The organism is Bradyrhizobium sp. LMTR 3 (assembly GCF_001693485.1).
Taxonomy (GTDB): Bacteria; Pseudomonadota; Alphaproteobacteria; order Rhizobiales; family Xanthobacteraceae; genus Bradyrhizobium.
This window is the reverse complement of the sequence record NZ_MAXC01000012.1, coordinates 787,241-810,770: the sequence shown is the minus strand read 5'-3', so window position 1 is coordinate 810,770 and position 23,530 is coordinate 787,241. Positions and strand designations below refer to the sequence as shown.

Genomic DNA, 23,530 nt, shown 5'->3' with positions numbered 1-23,530 from the left:
CACCTCCTTGGTGCGCCCATTGGTGACGGAGCTTGATCGGTGAAGCGAGCTCCCGTCATAGATATGTCGCCACGCGAGATAATCGCGCATTAGCCCATCGTCGAGTAGGATTGGCTCGTCGCGGGTAAACCGTTATGCCTTTCGCTGTCACCGCTCTTCAGTGCAGACGAAGCAGAACCACACAATTGAATCATCCTGAGAACTCGTCAGCTTCTAGAAAGCTAACCATCCTAAAATGAGAACCGGATTCTCGAGGGCGAGGCCGCCTAGCGAGCGCAAATGCAATGAACGTGGCTGCGCGCGGTTCTCCGTGTAGTCGGATGGGCTCGATGTAATCGGAGGATCGCGGCTTGCAGCTGCGCCAATTTCTTGTTGTTGCTGTTTTCGATTGGACAACGAGATTTGCTGTTGAAACCTCCCTGCCTTGAACCGTGCACACGTCCGAGCTGAGCTGGCGGATTTGCGCACAATCGGCATTCTCAAGGACGATTAGAGTGGACCGCAACAACATCAACCCATTCAGCCCTGGTGAGTTTCAGGCGTACAACGCCCCGCTGCAGCAGCAGGAGCAAGAACCGGGCAATACGAGCCAGCAAGCGAGGTTTGAGCAGCAGCTGAGCGAGCTGCAACACAGTGCGTTTTATGAGAGCTCCGCAGAAGCGGGTTCGCCTGATGGGCAAACCGCAGACGAAGGTGAAGCGATTCGGCGCACTGATGTCGGCGGTTCGATGCAGGTGCCGCCCATTCAGGGCCACTCATTCAGCAGCACGCGCCAAAGCGTAGACATACCCCATACTCCCTTCGGCCGTTCGACTGAAGTACCGTCCAAGCGAAGCCGCGAGAACGATGGCCAGGACGAGGAGCTTTTTTCTAGATTCCGCAAGGCATCAAAGAAAAGCCGAGCCAGCGATGGCACGATCCGCGAGGAAGCCAAGAAAAGCGGACCAAGCGATCGCACGATCCGAAGGGATCTAGAGGTACTGGGCAACTTCAGCGCCTGGCTTCAGGCGAAGCAGAAGCCACCAATCAGCAGCCAACTAGAGAATCTTCAGGCATTGCGTGCCGAGGGGAACGAGTTTGCGGCCAATGATGTTCGCTTGGGCGCTCGTATCGAGGCAGCGTTGACAAGGCTCGAGCAATTCGCAGTCGGAGCGCCGGTGACAACGTTGACGCGAGGCGGCCGGCCGGTTGAGGCTCCCGTCACCGCAGTCGGAGCGTCGGTGATGACGTTGCCGCGGGGCGGCCGGCGGGTCGAGGCTCTCGTCCCCGAGGACGAGGCGCTCATCAACGCTGCGTGTGACGAAGGCGTTAAGCGCGGCTTTGCGGCGGTAACCATGCAGGAGTACCGTCGGGCTCTTAACAGCTTCGGTAGGTGGCTCAACGAGCGCGGGGTGAGCATTACTCAGGCTGGCCCCAAGGAGCGAGACCGCTATATTAACTCTGCGAAGGGCTCGTATCTTAGAGAGTTTCCACGCGCGTGGAATCTTCTTCAGAACTACCGCCAACGCGCCAACGCGCCGCAGCCGTTCCCGTCTCCGGAAGTTTCCCCCAGCGCGGATGACGAGACGCTTTTTCTCGGATTCAACGAGGTGGCCCCGAAAATCGGCGTGAACCTGTGGGCACTCCGCCAGTTCAGCGCCTGGCTTCAGGCGACACAGAAGCCCTCAATCGCCAGTCGAGTTGAGAATCTAGAGGCTTTACGTGCCGAGGCCGACGAGTTTGCGGGCGATGACGTTCGCTTGCGCAATCTTCTCAGGACGGCGTTGCCAAGGCTCCGGCAATATCAACAAGCTGTCGAGGCGAACCAAGCGCTGGGGTTGGGTCCACCGGAACAAGCGGGCTCGCTCGCCGGGCAAGGCGCTCCGCAGCCGAGCTCGTTTCAGGAGCTTCCGGCAACGCCCGCTACCCCGAGCGAGGGAGCGTGGGATTGGCTTAGGGAAGTGATGCAAGAACCAGCTCCATCATCGTCCGCACCAGACCGTGGCCTGCAGCCCAGCTCGTATCAGGAGCTTCCGGCAACGCCCGCCACCCCGAGCGCGGGAGCGTGGGATTGGTTTAGGGAAGTGATGCAAGAACCAGCTCCATCATGGTCCGCACCAGACCGTGGCCTGCAGCCCAGCTCGTATCAGGAGCTTCCGGCAACGCCAGCCACCCCGAGCGCGGGAGCGTGGGATTGGTTTAGGGAAGTGATGCAAGAACCCACTCCATCGCCCACACCAAACCGTGGCCTGCAGCCCAGCTCGTATCAGGAGCTTCCGGCAACGCCGGCTACCCCGAGCACGGGAGCTTGGGATTGGTTCAGAGAGCAGATGCAAGAACCCACTCCGACGTCGTCCACGCCGTACCGTGGCTCGCGGCCCAGCTATTGGGACTGGCTTAGGGAACAGGTGCAACAACCCGAGCCATGGTCGTCTGCCAGGGCTGCGCCGTCAAACATCTACGGCGGCCTTGAGCCAGTGCCTGATCCGAATGCGCCCACAGTGTCTGAGTTGCGTGACTATGCGCACTCTGCGCCGGCGCGTGGTATCGCCAGACCACCGTCGTTCATCGGGCCATCATTGCCCACTCAAGAGCTACCGGAAATCGGACATATGGTCGACAACTGGCGCCACCGTTCCCAACCTGCCTCGGACGCCCTGATCGACATACTCGGTAACATCGGTCTCTTGCCGAATCAGTTCGGCCCAACACAGTTCACCATCGAGAGTCAGCTTTACTCGGCCACGTTGGGACCGGGAGGACGCAGCGACGTTCAACTCATCCATCATCCGCGCGCTAGCCAGATGAGTGAAGTCCGGAGATCCCGTCAGCCGCTCCACGAGCCTGCGTCATCGTCGTCGGCCAGCGCTCCCTCAGACATTTATGTCAGTGTTGAATCACTGGTTGATCTCAATCCAATCACACGGTCCGAGTTGCGTGACCATGCTCAGCCGGTGCGGGGCGCCGGCTCGTCGTCTCCCGGATCATCAGGGGCCTATCGCCGCCGAGCGGAGTTACCGGATATCGGACCTTTTCTCGGCGACGATTGGAACCACAGCCGCTGGGACAATCAAGGCCAGGGCCGAGAGGTCTCGCACAGCGGCATGATGTACATACTGAACACGTGGAACCTACTTCCGACCCCGCAGAACCGGCGCATGCAGTTCACCATACACGGTGAACTCTACACGGCTGAGTTGAGGAGCAGGCAAAGTAACGCGATCTTGGGATCCGGCCACGTCGTTTATCTCATCTATCACCCTCAAAGTGACTGAAGAACGCGCTTGGGCTGGGAGTCCCCGAGTTCTTCGTTTTCGATGCGCCCAACATCCCATGGCAACGAAACTGCGAATTCCGACGATCTCGCGCGCGTGTACCGACGCGCTGCGGCCTGCGAATTCCGAGATGATTTCGCCACCATTCCGGGATGATCTCGCCGGGCGTGGAGGCATCTTCTGCGGATGCTTCTAGCTCTGAGCAAGTCGCACGGGATTGGGGCCTGACCTGCTAGCGAATAGGGAACGCCCGGACGGTACTAGACATGAACTCCGCCAGCGCCCTAGCTCTCGAACGAGGTACTCTCGGCAGTTTCACGGCATCGAGCAGCTGATCGATATTGCCTCGAAATGCTGCGACGACCGGATCTTTGTTCAGGAACGTTTAGGCCGCAGAAGTGGCAAAGCCGTTGATTCGCTCTCAGATACAGACAATACGGAGCCTACAAACTGGAAATCCGTAACATTTTTCTCCGCAGACGCTGGTGCCCAAGCGGCTTCTCGGCGGTGAGAGAGCGTGGCCGCGCCTGTCGTTCGGCCACAAGGCCGTTGAGCGTCTGGTCCAAGAGCGCGATGAAACGTGGTGGACCAGAAACCAGGACGAGGCCATCTCCTGGTGCCGGTCTCACAAGATAGCGCTCGTCGGAGATGTTGAGTGCATCGAGGGCCGCCTTGAACGCATCGAAGCTGATCGGCTTCAACACAAGCAGACGACTTTGCGCCTCATTTGCAGCAGATACATACAGCACGAGCCCATCGTAGTACCATTGAAGATTGTAGAGATTGGTCAAACGATCGAGGAACTCGCGTGGTGGCAGATCTGGCATGCGCCCGCGAATCCGACCCTTCACCTCGGCGCTTACGTTTACTCTGATATTGAGGTTGTTACCGAATTCCAGCAGTGCGGCAGACAGGTCCTGATCCAGAACCGTGTAGCTATAAGGTGCCGAAGGAAGCAAGAGCGGAGCCCCAAATGCCGTGAGTACCCCGGTGCAAAGGAAAACTCCTGCGCCCGCAACTCGGTTCAAAATGTTCAGGATCGTGCGTCGGCTTAGCATTCCAAAGTCCCTTCGGCCTGAGAACAAGTATTAAGGCTTCACCTAAATTGGAAGCCAAACGTGATCTTTAAAATGGCCTTATGGCTCGCGTGTTCGTCAGCTTGCGGTCAGCTCGCCTCTTTACGGTATTGACCATCAATTCTTAACAACGGCGACTCTCATCGCCGCCAAACCAATGACACCTTCGATCATGCTAGGCGCTACGCCGATCTCTCTGAACCCTGCCGACGGTCTATCCGGGCTCTGCCAGCCGGCAGCCATCGGCCAGCAGAGCCAGTTTCAGCAGACTCTTCTGCATGTCGCGTCGACATCAGACGCTGTCTCCTCAGTCACAGATAGGGCAGCATCCGTTCCTGCGGTGTCAGAGGTTCAGCGTGCAACAGTGCAGGCGAGCTCGCCCGGCGAGCGTGTGCTCCAGGCTCTCTCTTCGATGTATCGGGGCAACCCCGTTCCTTCTGTAACGAGCGGCGGTGTGGCGGCCATTTCGAAGGCCGTTCAACCTGGGCCGGCCGCTCAGCCGCTTTCGCGGTCGCAGCTAGTTGGGGCGACCCCTGCAGGCAAGCCGGAAGTGGTGCTCGACTTCGACGCGATGGTTGCGGGTCTGCGGGACGTTTACAAGGGTGTCGTCGAGGTTTCGCTTGTGTCCAAGAGCACCAGCGCGGTCAGCTCATCTTTGAACAAATTGCTATCGGCGGGCTGAGTTCGTTGACGTCTGGTTTCATCGATGGACAAAACGGCCATGCCCGCCTATCCGGTCGGCGGTTGCGTGTTTTTGCCGTGCTATCGCTTCTCCTCCCCTTGATTGGCTGTAAGGCCGATCTCTATACCAAAGTGCAGGAACGCGAGGCCAATGAGATGCTTGCGCTCCTGCTTAGCAAGGGCGTCGATGCGGTCCGTGTTACTGCCAAGGACGGGACCAGCACGATCCAGGTCGAGGAGAAGCAGCTAGCCTATTCGATTGAGCTACTAAATCTCGAAGGGTTGCCACGCCACCCTTTCAAGAACCTCGGCGAGGTGTTCAAAGGATCGGGCCTGGTTGCCTCGCCGATCGAGGAGCGCGCCCGCTACGTTTATGCCCTGAGCGAAGAATTGTCGCGCACGATTAGCGATATCGACGGCGTCATATCCGCGCGTGTCCACGTTGTTTTGCCGAAGAATGATCTATTGCGCCAGGACACGATGCCGTCCTCAGCGTCGGTGTTCGTTCGACATAACTCCAATGCAAAGCTCTCGGTTCTGCTACCGCAGATCAAGATGCTGGTCGCCAACAGCATCGAGGGCCTATCCTATGACAAGGTGGCGGTGGTCTTTGTGCCGGTTGAGCGGGCTCCGCTTGAACTGCCGGCCCGGCCAGCTGCGTCCGCTCAGTCGACCAAATCTATTTCAGACCCGCTGCTTGCGGCCGCTATCGGGGGAGGTGGCGCTGCCGTTGGCCTTCTGTGCTACATATTCCTGGGCTCTCTTATGCGTCAGCGCGCCCAGCCGTCGCGCGCGCGATCCAGATTTGGCATCCATTCGAACACGCCGGCTATCCTGCCTCCCAGTAAAAAGATCGCTTCCGACAAGGCATAGGAGTGAGCAAATGCCCATGCCGCTGCCATCTGCCGGTTCTGATACGTGGTCCGAATCGCTATCTAAGGGCCTGCGCGAGCTTGCTGCTTCTACCCATCTGACCCGATTTGCTGCACGCCTTGACGGCCGGCTGTCGGCTTCGACTTTGGTGCGGCTACAGAAGAGCTCGAGGCTGCAGGTAAGACTTGCTGAAACGCTGCTTGGTAATGAAATGGAATCCAACGGCCGTCACTGGGGAGATGATCTTCTGCTCGGCCATGATCCGAGTAGGGCTGCTTTGCTTGCCGGCAGTATCTGGCATGCTCGCTCGCTCCTAAAGCTCGTCTCAAAGCAGCATCTCGCGATTCTGCTCGGCCGTATCGGGGCAGAAGCGCACGCTTTCGGTATCCGTAACTTGGCCAGCGCGGTCGCAATCAGCACTACCGCTGATCCGGAGCAACTTTCGCAACAGATTGAGCACGATGGCCATGCCTGCTTAGGTGCTTGGCTCAACGAAGCCTCGGCACTTGATCGCACGCGCGTGCTATTACGCTTGCCCATGGGCACTGCTGCGGAGAATCCAGCGGCCGAACACCGCAATGCCGCGGGCCCATTGCTTTCCTTGGTGATAGCCCATTTGTCGAGGGAGACGCCACGGCATGACAGCTGATGACCCAGCGCTGCCGGTGGCCCCCGAGGTACGTCCGCTCGGGCCTCTGATACCGTCTGCCGAGATCGGAATCTGGTGCGATGCCGTAGAAGCCCGCGCGGCTGCCGAGCGGCATCTGCAGCGCGTTCGCGGCTGGGGACGGACAGCTTATAGGCGGGAGCGGGCGCGCGGCCGTGAGGACGGCTTCAAGAGCGGCGCCGAGGAAATGTCTCGGCTGATCGCGCAGGCTACTTCCGCACTTGCGCAGCGAAAAGCCATTCTGGAGCAGGAGTTGCCGCAGCTCGTCATGGAGATCGTGAGCGATCTGCTGGGCGCGTTTGATCCAGGCGAGATGTTGGTGAGAACCGTTCGTCACGCGATCGAGCAAAAATATGGTAGCGCGGAAATTTGCCTTCATGTCTCTCCTCTTAAAGCCGATGCGCTGGCGCGCGAGTTCGCTACGTGCGATGGACAGGAGGGCCGGCCGAAAGTGCGGGTTGATCCGGATCCGGCTCTAACGACAGAGCAGTGCGTGTTGTGGAGCGAATTTGGCAATGTGGACATTGGAGTTGCCGCGCAGCTCCGAGCTCTACGTCTTGGCCTGGGTTTGCCTTCAAAGGAAGACGGACCGTGACCACATCAGCAACCCATGCGGCGGGAGAGAGGAATCTGCACGCCGCGCTATCGTCTCTGAAATCTACAGCAAAGCATATCGACACGCGTGCTGTACGAGGGCGGATCACACGGGCAGTCGGCACCTTGCTCCATGCCGTGTTGCCGGAGGCGCGTATAGGGGAGCTTTGCCTGTTGCAGGATCCTCGCACCGGATGGTCGCTCGAGGCCGAGGTGGTCGGCCTATTGCAAGATGGGGTATTGCTTACTCCCATTGGTGACATGGCGGGCTTATCCAGCCGAGCAGAAGTAGTCGCGACCGGACGAATGCATGAAGTTCCGGTCGGCCCCGATTTGCTTGGCCGGGTGATCGACAGCTTCGGCCGTCCGATCGACGGAAAGGGTCCAATCACCGCCGCTCAAACTCGTCCGCTGCGCGGTAAGGCGCCCAACCCAATGACAAGGCGCGGTATCGAGCGACCATTCCCACTTGGCGTCCGTGTCTTGGATGGGCTTCTGACTTGTGGCGAGGGGCAGCGGATCGGCATCTACGGAGACCCAGGGTGCGGTAAGTCGACGCTCCTGTCGCAGATTGTAAAAGGCGCGGCTGCCGACGCCACCATAGTCGCGTTGATCGGTGAGCGCGGTCGCGAAGTGCGGGAATTCATCGAGCAGCACCTTGGTGAGGCAGCGCTTCGCCGCACCGTCGTGGTCGTTGAGACCTCCGACCGCTCGGCAATGGAACGAGCGCAATGCGCTCACATGGCGACGGCACTCGCTGAATATTTTCGTGATGAAGGACTTCGCGTCGTCCTGATGATGGACTCATTGACGCGCTTTAGCCGCGCCATGCGCGAAATCGGCCTTGCCGCAGGAGAGCCTCCGACGCGGCGCGGCTTTCCGCCGTCGGTTTTTGCGATGCTCCCTGGCCTGTTGGAACGTGCCGGCATGGGCGAGCGCGGCTCAATCACGGCCTTCTATACTGTGCTTGTCGAAGGCGACGGCTCGGGAGATCCAATCGCCGAAGAATCACGAGGCATTCTTGATGGCCACGTTGTTCTCTCACGCCTTTTGGCTGCGCGCGAGCATTTTCCCGCTATTGACGTATTGTCAAGCCGCAGCCGCGTGATGAATGCGGTCGTCTCCGTGTCGCATCGCAAGGCGGCTTCCTTCTTCCGAGATCTACTCTCCCGCTACGCGGAGGCCGAGTTCTTGGTGAAGGTTGGCGAACATAAGCAAGGCAGTGATCCCCTGACAGACCGGGCAATTAATTCGATCGAAGAGTTGCGGAAGTTCCTGCGTCAGGGCGGAGACGAGGCGTCAAGCTTTGAGGAGACGGTTACATGGATGTCACGTCTGACCGCGTGAATCGTGTCCATGCCTCGAAATTGCGGCTACTGAAGGATATGAGACAGCGGAGCGCCCTTCGTGAGGTGTCCAACATGGAGGCCAAGCGCCGCACTGCGGTCCAAGCGGTGGAACAAGCTGTCCGGGATCTTGCAACAGCCGAGAAAAACCAAGTGGCGCGCGAAGCGGAGCTTTACCGAGAACTGGTATCTTTTGATTCGCTATCTGTCGAAGAGCTCGATCGTCACTGTCACATCGTCATTGGACGGCTTAAAGCTGAGACCGCAGGAGCACGCCGAAGACTTGAGGAAGCGCGCGCCGCTCAAGAGCGGGCCGACACGGCGGTCTTCGAGGCGCGGACCATTTTGACCAAGTGCTCGGCAGCGAGTCACAAATGGCAGCAAATTGAAGGCGACGTTCAGCGCGCGAGTGATGCCCATTCGGAAGCGGAAGCCGAGATAGAGGCCGATGACGAGGTTTTGCTTCGATATCGGAGTGGTTCGCGTACCCGCACGGCTAGCGGCTAAATCTGATGGCTTCTTCTCTTATGCTAGCGAGAGCGCCTCGTCTCGCCGACGGGTCTGCGAATACGGCTCCAGGCGAACAATCGGGAGTTAAGCCGGCGCTAACCCTGTCCCCTGCGGTCGTCTCCTGGCTCAACGAGATCGCTGCTGCCCGCAAGCCTCTGCAAAGCCGTCTAAGTGATAAGCCGCTATCCGTGCGGATGGAACGGCTTGTCTGGGAGGCGGTGCCGTGTGCGGTATCGATGCTCGACTGCGTTTGGGCCGTCGGACATGAAACAATCATCTTATCCTTGGCCCGTCCGATTGTAGAAGGGCTGATCGCGACGGTGCAAAGTGGGCTTGGCCTACCTGCCGAGCCCACTCGTTCGCTCCTCGTCGAATTTGCACTGGATCCGTTGCTCAATCAACTAGAGGGTCTGACGCAACAGAAGTTGCAGCTGATCTGTTTGAGCGAAGCGACGGCTCGAGGTCCTTATCTGGAGCTCGAAATCACCTACGGCCCATTCAAGGGCAAAGCGCGCCTGTTCCTGTTCTCTTCTCTCGATGGTTCAGTTCCACCCACGTTTCGGGCGTTAGGCGGACTGCTCAGGCAGCTGCCGCGAGAGGATCGCCAGCTTCCCTCAGAATTGCCTGTCATCGTTAAGGGAGAGATCGGCTCGCTCCGTACGACAGTCGCGTTGCTACGGAAAGCAAATGCAGGAGACGCTCTATTGCCGGACGTAATACCCTTTGCCCGTGGCCAAGCCATCCTCAACACGGGAACCTTATGGGCTCCGGCACACGTTGCAGAGGATCGCTTGATCGTACGAGGGGCATTCCGCCTCCAACCACATCCCTTGGAGTGTGCACATATGATGACCCAATCCGAAAAACCCCGGCCGCCCTCTGAAGGTGATCTCGACAACATCGAGATTACTCTTGTTTTCGAATGCGGCCGCTGGACTGTCGCACTCGGAGCCTTGAGGGATATCAGCGAGGGACATGTGTTCGAACTTGGCCGGCCGCTCGACGGACCGGTTGATATCCTTGCTAACGGCCGCCGCATAGGCCGCGGGGACATCGTAAGCATCGGCGGGGAGCTCGGCGTCAGGTTGCGGGGCAGGTTGGCCGTCAATGACTGACATTCAACCGGGAATTCTTGGTCTTCTTGCGCTCACAGCCGGCCTTGGCCTGCTGGCGTTCCTAGTCGTAACAAGCACAGCGTTCATAAAAGTGTCCGTCGTGCTCTTCCTCGTTCGCAACGCGCTCGGGACTCAATCTATCCCACCGAACCTTGTTCTATACGGGGCGGCGCTGATCCTGACAGTTTTCATTAGCGCGCCAGTGATTCAACAGACCTATAATCGCCTTTCTGCGCCACAACTCCGCTACCAAACGGTCGACGATTGGCTGAGCGCCGCAAAGGAGGCGCAGGAGCCGCTGCGCGGGCATCTGAAGAAGTTCACCGCTGACGAGCAGCGCCGTTTCTTCTTGGCTTCAACCGAACAGGTCTGGCCCGACGACATGCGCGGCAACGTGAGCGCCGATGACCTGGTCATTCTGGTGCCATCTTTCCTAATTTCGGAACTCAAGCGTGGATTCGAAATTGGTTTTCTTCTCTATCTGCCCTTTATCACCATCGATCTGATTGTAACGACCATCTTGATGGCCATGGGTATGTCGATGGTTTCGCCAACGGTGATATCCGTGCCTTTTAAGCTGTTCCTATTCGTCTCAATCGACGGCTGGTCGCGGCTCATGCACGGGCTGGTGCTCAGCTACACAACACCGGGAGGCTGAGCATGGATGAGGCGAGCATTCTGACTCATATGAGCCGGTCACTTGTGCTCTTCATGATCTGGGTTCTGCCTACGCTTATCGCGGCGGTCGTTGTCGGCTTGGTCGTCGGCATCATCCAAGCGGCAACGCAGCTTCAGGATCAAACCTTGCCACTGACTGTGAAGCTTCTGGTCGTTGTCGCGGTGATCGCTTTGTTCTCTCCAGTGCTCAGCGCCGCGCTGATCAAGGAAGCAGAGCAGGTATTTACCGACTTTCCCGCACTCACAGCAAGTTTTAGTCGACGTTAGATGAACGTCCCCTCACTCACTGAAACGCAAACTCTGATCCAGGAGGCGATCGAACTCGTGCTTGCAGCCGGGCTCGCGGCAGCCCGCGCCCTTGGCATTATGTTGGTCCTTCCCGTATTTACGCTGCCGCGCATTAGCGGGCTGATCCGCGGCTGCGTGACCTTTGCGATGGGACTGCCATGCCTGTTGCAGATCAGGCACGGCTTGCAGTCGTTGGATCAGGGCTCACGACTGATCAGTGTCACGCTGCTCGGTTTGAAGGAGGTGTTCGTCGGCCTGCTCATCGGCTTTTTGCTCAGTATTCCGCTATGGAGCATCCAGGCAGTGGGTGAGATCATCGATACCCAACGGGGGATTACGAACCCTGTTGCTTCCGATGATCCAGCCACGCGTGGCCAGGCTTCGGCGACGGCGGTTTTACTCGGTACCACTGCGATTGCGATTTTCGTTCTAGCCGGGGGATTGGAGAATATGATTAGGGGCCTTTATGGCAGCTATTTGATCTGGCCCGTGTATCGGCTGATGCCTAGCTTGACCGTGCAAGGCGCGATGGCATTTCTGGGGCTTCTCGGTCACATCATGTATACGGCGCTACTGGTCTCTGGCCCGGTGTTGGCATTCCTGCTGCTACTCGATGTGTCGGTCATGATACTCGGGCGGTTTGCGCCGCAACTCAAACTGAACGATGTCTCTCCCACCATGAAGAATCTGGCGTATGGAATAATCATGGTAAGTTACGCCACCTTCCTCGTCGAATATATGGGATCGGAAATCAGTCAGTCCAACACCGTGCTCGAGTTGTTCAAGAACCTCCTTAAATGAGTGGATCGAGCGAAGAAAAGAAGCTCCCTCCCACTCCTAAGAAGCTAAAAGATGCGCGCAAGAAAGGGCAGGGTCCGCGCAGCACCGATTTGGTCAGCGCAGTCAGTGTTTGCGCCGGTTTCGGCTGCCTCTGGTTAAGAGCGGGCGTCATTGAGGCCAAGTGGCACGAAACGGTACGGCTAATCGACAAACTGCAGGGTCAGCCGTTCACGAGCGCGGTCCAGCAGGCGCTGGGCGGCTTGCTCGAACTGTTTCTTGCGGCCGTTGGTCCATTCCTCGGGGCCGGTCTTGCCGCTGGCATTCTAGCGGGAATCCTGGCCAATGGTGGATTAAACGTCTCTTTCGAGTCCTTAAAGCCGAAATTCGAGAAATTGGATCCCATGAAGGGGCTCAAGCGGATTGCGTCTAAGAGGTCGCTCATTGAACTCTCGAAATCGCTTCTTAAGCTGTGTGTTCTCGGCGCAAGCTTGCTGCTCATGGTTGTCGCAAGTTGGAAGGCACTAGTATACTTGCCAACCTGCGGCAGGGGGTGTCTCAGCTTCGTGTTTACTGAGATCAAATTGCTTACTGAAATTGCTGCCGGGGCGTTTCTGGTCGCCGGATTGGCCGATCTTCTTATCCAGCGCTGGTTGTTTTTGCAGGACATGCGCATGACGGAGACCGAGGCCAAGCGCGAGTCCAAAGAACAGCAGGGCAATCCGCAGGTCAAACGAGAACACCGTCGCCTTCGTCAGGAGACGGCGAACGAGCCTCCGCTTGGCGTGAATCGCGCTACATTGATAGTGACAGGACAAGCGATCTTGATTGGACTTCGCTACATTCGTGGCGAGACCGGCGTACCGATCGTGGTTTGCCGTGGTGAGGGCGGACTTGCCTCACGACTGCTTGCTGAGGCGCAGTCGCTGCGCCTCAGCATTGTTCAGGACCCGGCCCTGGCGCGTCAGCTCATGCGGAATGCCATGCTGGGCAACGCCGTTCCTGGGAAGTGCTTTGAAGGGGTTGCGAGAGCACTCTATTCCGCCGGGCTGGTCTAGACATTGCTTATGGCAGCAATGATTGCGCCATCCGGCGCGCACTATCGAGGCGACTGTATATCCCTGGTTGCCGTTGACCCGGCTTCTGGCGAGGACCTGTTGCCAATTCCATCTTCCAAGTCGCTCTTGTTGCGCCGCCCCATGGACCCATATGTGGCAACAGGCATGGCGGCACGATCGCCTTTTGTTGCCATGACAGCTCTATTGTCCAGCAGGTCGCCCGGATCGTTGACCATGATTGCCAGATTGTTGCGGATTGAGCAGCCTAGCGTCTGGTCGAACGAATTATCGTTGACCGAGGGACCAATGATCGAAAGGGACGGACAGACGGGAGGACGTGCTTCATAGACAATGGCCTCGACCCGCACCGCGAAGCCGACAGGCCGGTCGATGCGAGGGCCGAACAGCCGGACGTTGTAAGGCGCGACGCCCATTGCGCGGGCCTCGCTGGCGACCTGCGCGGCGAGCCGGGGCGAGCCGGTGATATCGAGATGGAGCGCATCAAGCCGACCGCGACTGGCGCCGGCAATGAAATCCCTCAGCCGATACCGCTCGAGGCCACGAAGGCTCTGCAGCACCAAGACACTGTTCTGCTGCTGCACCATAGTTGCTTGTTCAGCCGGCCCACTGTTGATCGGAGCAGTGCTTGTGCAGCCGCCTAGGCTCGCCATCAGAACGAACAGATGGGGCAGGGCTCGTAAAGTCATTCGAGGATCCTCATTCGATAATAAAGCCGGCGCCGCCTGTCGCGCCTGGTACACTGGTGCGCGGAGCGTCGCGGCCTCGCGGCGGGCTTGCCAGCGTGTTCGTCAAGGTGCGCCCCATATCTGAGGGCGGTCCGATGCGGTCGGCGGGGGCGCTCATCCGGTTCGGGTTCGATGCTGGCCGCACGATGTACGGCGTGACAATAATCACGAGCTCCGTCTCCTGCTTTTGAAAGGACGAAGAACGAAACAGCGCACCGAGAATGGGCACATCGCCTAACCAAGGAAAAGTACTGATATCCGTGCTGAAGTGACGCCTGATTAGCCCGCCTATTGCAAAGCTTTGTCCGCTCCCAAGCTCGATAACGGTCTCCGCACGCCTCGTAGAGAGGGCAGGCACGGCCATACCGTTCACTTTGACCTCACCTTCTTTCGAAATCTCGCTGACCTCAGGTTTGACGCGGACATTGATTTGATTGTTGTTAAGAACGGTCGGGACGAAGTCGAGGCTCACTCCAAAGTGACGAAATTGGACCGAAACCTGTCGGTTGTCCTGCATGACCGGAATTGGAAATTCGCCGCCCGCAAGGAAGCTCGCGGACTCACCGGACATTGCGGTGAGATTCGGTTCAGCCAGCACGGTTGCGAGGTGCTCGCTGGCGAGAGCGTCGAGAACAGCGCCGATGTTGATATTACCGGCGCTGAAGCCGATACCTGCCTTACCGCCGCCGCTAGCCGTGCCGGAACCAGCACCCTTGCCGCTGCTAAAGAAAAAAGTGCCATTCTGGCCCAAAGCGGAGAGGTTGATGCCGAGCTCCTTCATGGCGCTGCGTGAGACCTCCGCTACGCGTACGCTCAGATTGACCTGTAACGAGCCGGCGACCTGAATTTTATTGACGACCAGCGCACCCGGACCGAGAAACTGCTCTGTGACCCTCACGGCAGTGGCGACGATATCGGCATTGGGAGCCGTACCGTTAAGGATCGCGCCGCGGGGGGTATAGCTGACTTGGATCGGATAGTCGCCGACCTGGGCCTTCAACATGGCACGCAGATCTTCGATCGGCTGCGTGACGACAACACGCAACTCGGCGAGAGCTTCCCCATTGTCGTTCAAAGCGAACAGGCTGGTCCGTCCGGACTTCTTGCCAAAGACGAAGATGGTCGTATTCGATGGCGCTTGATAATCCGCGATCGTCGGGTCGGCAACAAAGATGCTCGCCGCCGGCCCGGGCAGATGAATTGTCTTGCCGAGCGAGGAGGAAAGGTCCAGCGTCCCGTTGATGCTGCTAGGAGCCGCGCGCGGCGGGCCTCCTCTAGCGTCCCGCGTCGTCTGAGCTGCGGCAGCTAGTGGTGATAGCAAAGCGACCGCGCACAGGAGGTTGGAAAGAGAAGGACAAACGGCAGACCACAGGGCGCTAGCGACGATCGAGCGTCGATCGCTGCCACCCTCATTATCGAGAGCGATCTTCAAGGTAATCTTTGCTTTCAAGTTCGATCGACTATGCGGCCGATGCCGCGCTATTCAATTCAAGGATATAGCCGATGCCGCGTACCGTCGTGATCCGTAGCGTCGCACCAGACTGATTCAAATGACCGCGCAAGCGATAGATTGCGACTTCAAGCGCATTGGTAGAGACCTCGTTGTCAAACGCATAGAGGCTATCCTCCAGCGACGCGCGTGGCACGGCGCGGCCTGCGCGGCTGAGCAGAAGCTCAAGAATGCACACTTCTCGGCGTGCAATCTTTAGCGGCCGACCACCAACTGAAACTTGCCGGGCGATCGGATCGAATTTTAGATTACCAAACACAACGACGGGGGCTGTCATTCGCGTTGATCGCCTCAGAATGGCTCGCATCCGAGCGATGAGTTCATCAGTAGACACGGGCTTGGGCAGAAAATCGTCTGCACCACCATTGAAAATGGCGATCCGCCTACCGAGATCATCGCGGCTGCTCATCACCATGGCAGGCATAAAATGTCCGTCGCGTCTCAACCGCTTCAGCCAGTCCAAACCGTTTCCATCCGGTAGAGCCAACTCGAGCAGGAGAATGTCGTACTTGGCGTAGTCCAGAGCGGTCGCCGCTTCATCCAGAGTGCCCACCACATCAACGGCGAAACCACAATTCGAGAGCGCTCCTTGCACAGCGCGCGCAACTTCCGCATCTTGATCAACCAGCAGCGTTCGCATTTCATTGCCTCTTCATGCCAAAACTACCAAGCAGATCACCGTCGACCATGAAGCCGAGCGAAATTGAGTTAATCGCGGCAGTGCTTCCGGTCATCGGCTTGGCGATAACATCGTCAGCACGCGCAATTGCAACCAAAGCACAAGAGAGAATGGCTGGATTGGCATCCATTTGGAAGCTCTCCATGTTGCCCTGAGTCTGCGGTGAGTCTTGCTATGCCTTCGACTTGTGAGGTCGCTTGGTCATAACAAATGCAACCTTGGACGCGTGAGGACAGATCGCGACGGCCGATGCTTAGATGCCGCTAACGTCGGATGAAACAACCAATGCGCCCCTAGAAGCACCGAAGAATGGCGAGCCCGTCCCCGCAGCGGCGTTATCAGACATGTGGTCTGCGTGCTTCCGCCGCCTGCATTCCACCTCTCGTGACGAACGGCGGCGCATATCGAACTTGGACTCAGCTTCCGTCCGGCCACGGGGACGCGAAGGCAGCGAGTACTGCTCTCGAGCTCCTCGTCCTGTTGCAGCCTCAACTGGGCTGGCGCGCGTACCCCGTTCGGCGCGTGGGCTATGTTGCCTTCGGGTGGACTGATCGAGGAGCGTGACGAATCGAGCGGCGTGGCCCTACGAGTTGGAGACATTCGCAATTCTTGCTACCTGTCAGGAAGTGTTGGGGGCGACGCATTGTCGCGGCGAGTGTCGGAAAACCTACAATCTGACGCTACGTGCGATTCAAGCCCTTCGAGAGCTCGTTGCATGAAATTTAAGAACTCGCAGGCCTGCTGAGGCAGCGACCATGGGAAAACTGAATAAAAAAGCACCGCAATACGCAAAACATCTTACGGGAACCCAAAGCATCTCAAGGGAACCAGAGGGCCTTCGCTCGCGCCGAGACTCACGATTCGTTCTGATATGGACGGAAGACCGACGCCTGTCATGATGGGCGACAGGTTCAGTACGGTTGATCACTCTAAGCGGGCAATTTGCGAGATGAAAACTGAATTACCTTCGTGATGCTTACAACGTCAGCAACAACCTGCACACGCGAATTCAGTTCAATTCGCTCCGAGCTGGGCAATAAGTCGAGAAGCAAGCTTCCTGCTCCATCAATCCCTATCTCTGGAGCGAGCAGCCAAGCTCGCCTGACGGTGGAATTTGATATGGTTCGGAACCCATGCGCATCAGTGATGCGGAGTGCGTTCGGGCGGCCTCTGTAGGGTCCATCGACGCACGCCGCTGGCGGGCTATTGGTCTGCTCGGGGAGGGCTGCCGAAGCCGAGCGGCTCGACCTTACGGGTTTGAGACAATTGGCAATCCTAGCTATCTGCCAGGAAGTATTGTCGTGACCTTGTCGGAAACATTACAATCTGACGCTGCCTACGATTGGAGCTCCGAGGGCTCGTTGCGGGACTATCGTAAGACTCGTAGGCCGTTTTTACGCATCGGCGCTATAAAATTTCGAAAAAAGTGGGCCGTGACGCCTCAAAGCAGCAAGTGTTGCGCGATCCAGATGCGCTTTCACTGACGATGATAATCACAGTTCATCGTTAACTGGACGGAGCACCGACCGCAGTAGGTACGCAATGGTCGTGTTGTGCCTAATCTACAACAAGCTCGCACGCGCCTAAGCTCCATCAAATGCTCGGACAATAAGTCAGAGCAACGCTCAGCCGATCGATGGACCTCGTAACGTAAGCGGCAAATTCCGCCTACGGTCGATTTCATACTCTCCTCCGACGTGTTGCCGTCTTATATCGCGGTGACGTCATCCTGCACCGACTCAATTGACAAGCGTTCGCATCGGTGAGAGCCGCATCACCACTTTGCCCTAAGGTAAGCAAGGGACGCGGTTTCCTGACAGCTCACCATTAGCTGTCCGAACGTTGACTCAATCGGTGCCCGGCATAGTTCTTCATGCCTCGCAATTTGCGGTGCGCTCGTCATTGGTGGAAATTGTCGAGGATCGTGGTTCGGTCCCTAGACCCGTTCGAGCTGATTCAGGATCCGGGATGATTTGAAAGCTGCGGATGCCAGAACCAGCCATCAAGGCAAGCCGCTTATCAAAGAACTCGAGCGGGCCAAGGCGCTACGAAATCATCAAAATCATCCGAAGGAGTTTCTGACGAGGGCTGTCGCGAACGATTGGCGCGACAACGAGGTGGGAGTGAAACTGGGTTAGGTCGATCGACGAGATCGCGGATGCGCCAGTCACTCCGGGCGGTGAACTTGGCAACAACCACGTCGCGATACAGCCCAAAAAGCTGATCGTTGTCCGCAGCACGCGCGGTCACCGCAAAAGCCTAGGAAGGTGGCTCCAAGCTGCGGCTGGAACGCAGGCCGCCAAGCAATCCATTCGGTCGCCGCTCAGAGGAAGGTGGGTGCGACCAGACGAGCCAGACCACCGCCAAATGATTTTTTCGCGGACATGGGCTGGAGATGTCGACATTATCTGACCTGCGGGCACAATCACGGCCCAGCTCGCGCATCGCAGTCGCGCGCGTCCCAGCCCAGGGATCGGCGGGTCAGAGTGAAAGGCCGCGTTTGTCCCTATGGCTCCCGTCGACGCTGCCGGGACTGGCGATGCCACTCACCTAGTTGCTGAATTTGCCCTCGAGCGAGAGGGCAGGGCACGAGCTGAAACCGAGACCATTTCCATCATGGGCCCGAGGCGATCGACAAACCGTCGGCGATAGAGTCTCGCAATCTACTCACCTGCATTACGGACCATACGCAAGGCTCATTTCCTAGGCGAGACGTCTTTCGAGGGTGTCGAGCTCACTTGCGGCGCAGGCGCTCAATCAGGTTGACGCAAAGCCGGACTTTGGTAGTCGTGGCGGCGGGTGAGTCCAAGGTCTGCCAGCACATCGATCAGCCGCTCGAGGACCGCGCGGACCTGGCAATAAGTAAGTTGAATTTCGCCTTCGCCATTTCCTTTATCCAAACGCTCATGCGTCCTTGCGCAGGGCATTTCCCCTAGGTGCGTCTGGTGCGAGCAAGCCTATGCCGCTTGCTCGCTGGTAAAACTTCCCCGGTGCCGCCCCGTGGTTACAGCCCAAGCGCTTCTTCAACCAGCTTCGGGATAAATACGAACGCGTGAGCCGTCGTCGGTTTCCAGCAACTCGGCCCTGTAAGGCACGCCGCGGATGTTGATATAAGTCGGGCGCCCGGCTTGCGGCATGAGGTGCTCCCCCTCTAGTGCACGGACAAGGTAAGGCGGAAGCCAGCGTTCCCGGTGCTGCCATCCCCCGCGGATAAGGAAGCCAAGATCCGCTATTGGCTGACGCGATGGCCCAGCTTCATTCATCGGCCTCGCGCGAGGATGATGGATGAGACGAACATCTCTGCGCCCTCCCGGCCCAAAAGTGGCCGAATAATGCTCACCGTTGATCGCGAACTGGCTTGGGCCGAACTGGTTCGGCATGAGATTGATGTTACTCAGTACATCGATCAGGACGTCCGAGGCCGATTGAGAGCCGTGGCGCCAGCCTTCGCCAACGATAGATCCGATATCGAGTAGCTCCTGAGGGCCCCCTGATGGTCCAACGAACGACGGTGGTGTGGCGAGGTCAGGCGCCGGCACAGAGTGAGCGTCGTCACGCAATTCATACGGTGTGGGCGGATTCAAATTAACCAGCGGCTCAAGACCGCCATAGACGTCTGACGAGGGACGCCTCGCAGATGACGATGACGCGGGTTCTTGCATCTGCTCTCTAAACCAATTCCAAGCGCCCGCGCTCGGGGTGGCTGGCGTCGCCGGAAGCTCCTGAAGTGAGCTCAGCTGCGGGCCGCGGCGCGGTGTGAACGGGGATGACGCAGGTTCTTGCATTTGCTCCCTAAACCAGTCCCAAGCTCCCGCGCTCGGGGTGGCTGGTGTTGCCGGAAGCTCCCGAAGTGAGCTCGACTGCGGATCATGGTGCGGCGTGAATGAGGACGGCGCGGGTTCTTGCATCTGATTCCTGAACCAATCCCAAGCTCCCTCGCTCGGGGTAGCTGGCGTTGTGGGAAGCTCCTGCGGTGACCCGGACTGCCGAGCGCCTTCCGCGGCGAACGGAGGCGCGCTCTCAGCAGGAACCAGCCCCAGCGCTCTGTTCGCCTCGAGGACTTGCTGGTAGCGCCGAAGCCTGAGCAAATCGGCGTCAATTTTGGTGTCCTCGGTTTGGTTCCTATACTCCTTAACATCTTGGGCCAGCCCATCGTCGTTCAGTCGGCCAGCCATGGCGCCTTTTTCCCGCGTTTTCAGCCAATCACTCAGCCTGTAAAGACGGCGCGCCCGTCTATCAACCGTCTCCGGCTCAACCCTGGCTGTCGCCTTTTCTGCCTTGGCCAACAGGTCGATGAGCGTCGCGTCTGTCGCATAAGGAGCCAGGCGGCGGATATCGGCGGACAAGGCGTTTCCGGCGCCGACGTCGCGGAGCTTTTTCAAGGCCGCGTTGGTGCGCCTCCTCGTAAGCTTAGGATCCTTCTTGGAATCCCTCGCGTAGGCCTCTACATCGCGATCCAACCCAGCTTCTAACTCCGGGTTGCCAATACGGTCTGCGATTGATGGCCTCCCGTTCCCGCTAAGCCAGGCGCTGAAATTTCGCAGATCGGCTATCGCATTTTTGACAGTGCCGTCGCCCAGTGCTTTGCCGGTGCCGTCGTCCCGGGTGAGCTTGGCTCTGCTTTTGAAGTCCTCAAACAGCTCCTCGTCCTCCTGAGGGACCCCGCGTGTTCGGCCGGGCTGCTTGGCGTAGTCTACGCGAAACTTCGTTGAAAAATCCCCTTGCTGAGCCGTGGAGCCCGACGGCTCTTCGCTGCGACTAGTCCCAAACGCCTTTCCGACACCTGACTTGATACGCGACCACAGTCCGCGACTCTTGCTATTCTTCGTCTGAATCGCGGGCTGCTCCTCAGGTGGCAAAGTGTAGCGCGCACTGCTGAACAGATCATCCCGCAAACTGGACTGCGACGGTAATTGAGCCGAATCTCGAAAGTGAGTTCGGGGGATGTCTACGCTGTGGCGCGTGCTGCTGAACGAGTTGTCAATCAGCGGGGAGTGTGGCGGCATCCTCATCGAACCGCCGAGGTCAGTGCGCCGGATTCCTCCACCGCCCTTCTTTGGACTTTCATCAGGAGAACTGGAGGTTGCGGAGCTCTCATCAGGCGAATTGAGTTGCAACTCGCCCATCTGCTGCTCAAAGCTAGCTTGCTCGCTCGTATTGCCCGATTGCTGCCCCGCACGCGACTGTTGATAGTACGCTCGTGCGAATCCTTCCACATCAAAATCAAACAGGTTAAAATTGTTATTCGTTCGCTCCATGGCACCTCACATCCCACAGCAAAGCTCGTATCTGGCGCACGGTAGGCTGATTGAGTGGAAGCGGTGAAGCCTTCGGCCGAGATTCCGACTGTCGAAGCCTGAAGCCAACCGACAATCAACAATCATTTGTAGCAACCGAGACCGCCGCCACGCCCCTCCGATTTCCGAGATCAAGCAATCTGGTGTTCATTTCCTTTATGACGGATGACGTCGCCGTCTAGATATCGACGTTCTCATGCTAGGAGAGTTACCTGTTGAGAAGCTGACGAGTCTCAGAAGTTTATAATGTTCCAACGGCGACCGCGTTGATTTTCTCCAGAAGCTGCTGCGTACTCGCCACGTGATTTTTGGCCGAAGCCACGCACGAGACCCTCCCGAAACGAAGCGGGCAAACGGCATCGCCAACCGCTCGGACGTTATGTCTGCGAGCGATACGACCAAATTGAAGAACACTTGTATCGCGGGAATTCTCCACATGCGGAACCCGACTCAAGACGACGGCTGTAGCATCGCCCTTGATTCGAGATCGCGGAACATGACGTAGTTGCGCCAGATCCACTGATGCAACTCGCTGGACGAATCCTTCTCGTTGCGCAGATATCCTGTGAATGAAAAGCTCAGTCGGTCGACGTAGGTCTTTAGAAATGCCGGTAGCGCCGAAAAGCGGAGTACACGCGCGCCATCCATGGCTTCAGGTAACTCGCCGCGCAGCATGAATTCATTGTGGACGGTGATTAGCGCTCCTGGCGGAATCCGCCACCGCAGCATCTCATAGCTGCGCGAGGAGATGCGGTCGGTGCCGGCCACGAATAGAACGACGGGGGCAACACGGCAGCGGAGCGCCTCCCTGATGAATCCGATCTCCTCGCACATCTTGAAGAATTCATCAAAGGCATGGAAGCCGAGATCGATTACCTTGGCCACCCGATCGTGCAGGATAAGCCGGTCCATCAGCTGCATCTTGCCGTATGTGTCGATCACATCCGCCGTCTCAGTGATGTCAGGGAGGTAATCGACCAGTGACGGCTCCTTCAGGTTGATGTCGAAGGAGAGCGCAGTGCCGTTCTTCAGCAGCAAGAACTCGCTCATGAGGCGAGAGACGAGCGTCTTACCGACCTGCGGGCTAGGCGAGCAGATGATGTAAACGGGCGTAGCTAACATTGGCAGTAATATTAAGCGAATTTCATACGTGGCTCAGCCCGTTCAATCGCCGAACGATCGACTTATTTTTCACCAGCGCGGGTTACTGACTTGGCGCCGGCCAAGTCGGTCAAGTTAATGCGATCATATTCGCGCCAGACATTCGCGAGCCAGTGCCGAACGTAGCCGCGCAGCACGAACGAGTGGTTAGCGGCATCCTCGTTCCGACCTTTGTTGGCTACAAAGTTCACGAACGGAACGGAAGCAACTTCGACCTGCTCATAGGCCATCTCGTTGAGCTTCGGGATCGTCAGCTCGGTCGCGTTCTTGATTCGGTGGAAATAGGAGTTGTAGGTCGACTGGTCCCACTGGAAGAATTGAGTGTCGTTGATGAAGTTCTTCACCAGAAAATACTTTGCACCAGTCATGAAACCGGCGGTCTCAGCGATCTCATCCAGAGAAGCGATGGAGGATCCCAAGATATGGAATACGGCAAAGGTGATCTGGCCGGACCTCGCGGCATCCAAAAAACCGATGTCGCGCAGGGATGCCAGCGCCGGGGACAGCAAGCCTGCGCGGGCGTCGATCACGGTGACGGATAGCCCTGAGTTCAGTGTGTCGAAGATCTTCATCTGATCCGCAGTCGTGGTCATGTCGACGATCTCGGTGATCTCGGGGTGGAAGCGCTTCAACGTTCCTCGCGGGGACTCCGTATCGAATGCGCGTGTCTGCACGTTATTCGTATTGAAATAATCCAGAAGCGTTCGGGATACGGTCGTCTTGCCAACGCCACCTTTGTCCGCACCAACCACAATCACAACCGGCTTTGTCATGGAATTCCCCTCAAGCAGTCGCTACCGCCGACCGCGACGTGTGCAATCAGCAAATCTCTGCTTTGGATGCGAACATGGCAGAAACAAGGGATAGTGGAATCTTTGACGAGTCACCGACGCGATCGGTGGGGATTTTTTGATGCCAGGCAATCAGTGACGCTTGAGTAGGGAAGATAAGTCGCTGTGATCGGTGTTCCACGTCAGGTTTGCGAACATTCCGAACAAGTCGTTCGCGGAAAAAGCCGACTGCGAGAATGAGATCACCGCGACCACCATCAGCAGTACGTCCCCGTTATATAGATAAGCATCAAATAGCTTGAATCTGACGTAGCGTCAGGTTGTAGTCTTGGAGATGACCAAGGCTAACCACGCAGGCGTCTATGGCTCATTGGAAAAATCAATTCGAACGGCATGGCTTGCGAAGTCGACCTTCTCGCTTGCGGATGA

General features: G+C 57.9%; 20 protein-coding genes. 12 read left to right on the top strand and 8 right to left on the bottom strand.

All coding sequences use genetic code 11. The annotated features are described in order from the left end of the window. Window positions 1-494: 494 nt before the first annotated feature. Entirely contained in the window at window positions 495-3,254 is a 2,760-nt protein-coding gene (locus LMTR3_RS13280) for a hypothetical protein (RefSeq protein WP_065745428.1), read from the top strand. 443 nt (window positions 3,255-3,697) lie between these two features. Here the strand turns inward: LMTR3_RS13280 and LMTR3_RS36275 are convergent, their stop codons facing one another. Then, window positions 3,698-4,312, bottom strand: coding sequence for a secretin N-terminal domain-containing protein (locus LMTR3_RS36275; protein WP_283809281.1), 615 nt, complete (start codon window positions 4,310-4,312; stop codon window positions 3,698-3,700). Window positions 4,313-4,487: 175 nt separating this feature from the next. On the opposite strand from LMTR3_RS36275, the gene LMTR3_RS38485 reads away from it, so the two are divergent. From LMTR3_RS38485 to LMTR3_RS13225, 11 genes are all read left to right on the top strand, one after another. Next, complete coding sequence (locus tag LMTR3_RS38485; protein ID WP_349643801.1) at window positions 4,488-5,012, top strand: nodulation protein NolB; 525 nt, start codon at window positions 4,488-4,490, stop codon at window positions 5,010-5,012. A 5-nt stretch (window positions 5,013-5,017) separates the two neighbouring features. Continuing rightward, a complete protein-coding gene (gene sctJ / locus LMTR3_RS13265) occupies window positions 5,018-5,884 on the top strand; it encodes a type III secretion system inner membrane ring lipoprotein SctJ (RefSeq protein ID WP_084029573.1) in 867 nt (288 codons plus the stop codon). Between the two features lie 10 nt (window positions 5,885-5,894). Further along, window positions 5,895-6,533 carry a nodulation protein NolU gene (locus tag LMTR3_RS36270; RefSeq protein ID WP_084029572.1) on the top strand — a complete coding sequence of 213 codons (639 nt, stop codon included), beginning with the start codon at window positions 5,895-5,897 and terminating at the stop codon, window positions 6,531-6,533. Then, window positions 6,523-7,146: a type III secretion system stator protein SctL gene (gene sctL, locus LMTR3_RS13260; protein ID WP_065745426.1), complete on the top strand. Its 624-nt coding sequence runs from the start codon at window positions 6,523-6,525 to the stop codon at window positions 7,144-7,146. Before LMTR3_RS36270 ends, sctL begins: the two co-directional genes overlap by 11 nt. Continuing rightward, entirely contained in the window at window positions 7,143-8,492 is a 1,350-nt protein-coding gene (sctN, locus tag LMTR3_RS13255) for a type III secretion system ATPase SctN (protein ID WP_065745425.1), read from the top strand. The genes sctL and sctN overlap by 4 nt, the downstream gene beginning before the upstream one ends. Then, a complete protein-coding gene (locus LMTR3_RS13250; RefSeq protein WP_065745424.1) occupies window positions 8,468-8,998 on the top strand; it encodes a YscO family type III secretion system apparatus protein in 531 nt (176 codons plus the stop codon). Before sctN ends, LMTR3_RS13250 begins: the two co-directional genes overlap by 25 nt. A gap of 197 nt (window positions 8,999-9,195) precedes the next feature. Beyond that, the gene (gene sctQ / locus LMTR3_RS13245) at window positions 9,196-10,116 is read left to right on the top strand and encodes a type III secretion system cytoplasmic ring protein SctQ (RefSeq protein WP_245319844.1); all 921 of its coding nucleotides are present in this window, start codon (window positions 9,196-9,198) and stop codon (window positions 10,114-10,116) included. Further along, window positions 10,109-10,774, top strand: a complete 666-nt coding sequence (gene sctR, locus LMTR3_RS13240; protein ID WP_065745423.1) for a type III secretion system export apparatus subunit SctR — start codon at window positions 10,109-10,111, stop codon at window positions 10,772-10,774. The genes sctQ and sctR overlap by 8 nt, the downstream gene beginning before the upstream one ends. A 2-nt stretch (window positions 10,775-10,776) precedes the next feature. Continuing rightward, complete coding sequence (locus LMTR3_RS13235; RefSeq protein ID WP_065745422.1) at window positions 10,777-11,061, top strand: EscS/YscS/HrcS family type III secretion system export apparatus protein; 285 nt, start codon at window positions 10,777-10,779, stop codon at window positions 11,059-11,061. Further along, window positions 11,062-11,883, top strand: coding sequence for a type III secretion system export apparatus subunit SctT (gene sctT, locus LMTR3_RS13230; RefSeq protein ID WP_065745421.1), 822 nt, complete (start codon window positions 11,062-11,064; stop codon window positions 11,881-11,883). It begins immediately after the preceding gene. Then, entirely contained in the window at window positions 11,880-12,917 is a 1,038-nt protein-coding gene (locus LMTR3_RS13225) for an EscU/YscU/HrcU family type III secretion system export apparatus switch protein (protein WP_065745420.1), read from the top strand. Before sctT ends, LMTR3_RS13225 begins: the two co-directional genes overlap by 4 nt. 41 nt (window positions 12,918-12,958) lie before the next feature. On the opposite strand, the gene LMTR3_RS13220 is transcribed toward LMTR3_RS13225, so the two are convergent. The 7 genes from LMTR3_RS13220 to LMTR3_RS13190 form a co-directional block, all read right to left on the bottom strand. Further along, window positions 12,959-13,588: a CpaD family pilus assembly lipoprotein gene (locus tag LMTR3_RS13220; RefSeq protein ID WP_349643800.1), complete on the bottom strand. Its 630-nt coding sequence runs from the start codon at window positions 13,586-13,588 to the stop codon at window positions 12,959-12,961. 46 nt (window positions 13,589-13,634) lie between these two features. Continuing rightward, complete coding sequence (locus tag LMTR3_RS13215) at window positions 13,635-15,050, bottom strand: type II and III secretion system protein family protein (protein ID WP_245319877.1); 1,416 nt, start codon at window positions 15,048-15,050, stop codon at window positions 13,635-13,637. 73 nt (window positions 15,051-15,123) lie between these two features. Beyond that, entirely contained in the window at window positions 15,124-15,813 is a 690-nt protein-coding gene (locus tag LMTR3_RS13210; RefSeq protein ID WP_065745418.1) for a response regulator, read from the bottom strand. Window position 15,814: 1 nt separating this feature from the next. Next, entirely contained in the window at window positions 15,815-15,982 is a 168-nt protein-coding gene (locus LMTR3_RS38480; RefSeq protein WP_176721881.1) for a hypothetical protein, read from the bottom strand. Between the two features lie 2,893 nt (window positions 15,983-18,875). Beyond that, window positions 18,876-21,110: a hypothetical protein gene (locus LMTR3_RS38475; RefSeq protein WP_176721847.1), complete on the bottom strand. Its 2,235-nt coding sequence runs from the start codon at window positions 21,108-21,110 to the stop codon at window positions 18,876-18,878. A 489-nt stretch (window positions 21,111-21,599) separates the two neighbouring features. Beyond that, window positions 21,600-22,271 (bottom strand): hypothetical protein, encoded by a 672-nt coding sequence (locus tag LMTR3_RS13195; protein ID WP_065745416.1) that lies wholly within the window; start codon window positions 22,269-22,271, stop codon window positions 21,600-21,602. Between the two features lie 62 nt (window positions 22,272-22,333). Next, window positions 22,334-23,083, bottom strand: coding sequence for a P-loop NTPase family protein (locus tag LMTR3_RS13190; RefSeq protein WP_065745415.1), 750 nt, complete (start codon window positions 23,081-23,083; stop codon window positions 22,334-22,336). Between the last annotated feature and the right edge of the window lie 447 nt (window positions 23,084-23,530).